This is a genomic window from Neisseria sp. P0022.S010, assembly GCF_051956635.1.
Genome location: NZ_JBQCXF010000778.1, coordinates 1 through 749, shown reverse-complemented (window position 1 = coordinate 749; position 749 = coordinate 1). Strand labels below are relative to the sequence as shown.

1 protein-coding gene and 1 pseudogene are annotated in these 749 nt (G+C 38.7%); one reads left to right on the top strand and one right to left on the bottom strand.

The features are described from left to right. Nucleotides 1–82, bottom strand: a pseudogene (locus tag ACTHUT_RS21355) (IS481 family transposase); the annotation flags it as partial. A 157-nt stretch (nt 83–239) separates the two neighbouring features. Here ACTHUT_RS21355 and ACTHUT_RS21350 point away from each other — a divergent pair. Further along, nucleotides 240–749, top strand: a 510-nt coding sequence (locus tag ACTHUT_RS21350) for an RTX iron-regulated FrpC family protein (protein WP_440419807.1), incomplete at its 3' end; no start/stop codon positions are given.

Sequence of the window (749 nt, the reverse complement as noted above, 5' to 3'; positions counted from 1 at the left end):
CGCTTTCCTTCCCCTGCGTGTAGGCCAGCCAAATGGCTTGGTGGTGGTGCGGGGTGAGACGGGTGTTTTTGTGCATGTTCATGTTTCAGTATTCTCATGGAAATACTGTAAACAACGCTACTAGTTTCTACACTGGTTTATGAAAATATGGTATTTTGCAGGAATCAGAAATTGATAATGGATTGTATTTCAGCCGGTCTGGTTAATTTAATCAGAAATCTGTTACAGGAAGAGTAAAAGTGGAATGTGGAAAAGATAGGATGTTAAAGAAGCTATCAGCTCTAATAGCAGTTTTGGGTTCATTCGCTTTGGCAGCTTGTTATCCATCTTCAGAAAATAAGGAGGAAGTAAAAATGGACAATCAGATACCCATAACAGGCTTTGAAAGAAATATTAAAATTGATTTGAATGGGACGTTGATGAGCGTGCCTTACGGTTATTTGGCAGGTTCGTCCCGAGATTCGGCAACAAGATGGATGTCGGACGAGGAAAAAATCCATAAGGGCGGTAGGTTTGATATTTACGTCCATGCCAAACGCAAAGGAGATTCTTGGATTTTAGAGCCTTTTAATCGGGAGAATAAAGATAAATTTGTTAAGGCATTGAAGGATGGTCTGCCGATGATAGACACTATTTCGATTCAGAAAAATTCTGAATGCCTTTTAGAGCCTAAGTATCTTAAAAAAATGATGTTGAGGTACGGTTCAAAAGAAATAACTTCTTCTTCTAAAGACTATAAAGCATATGAA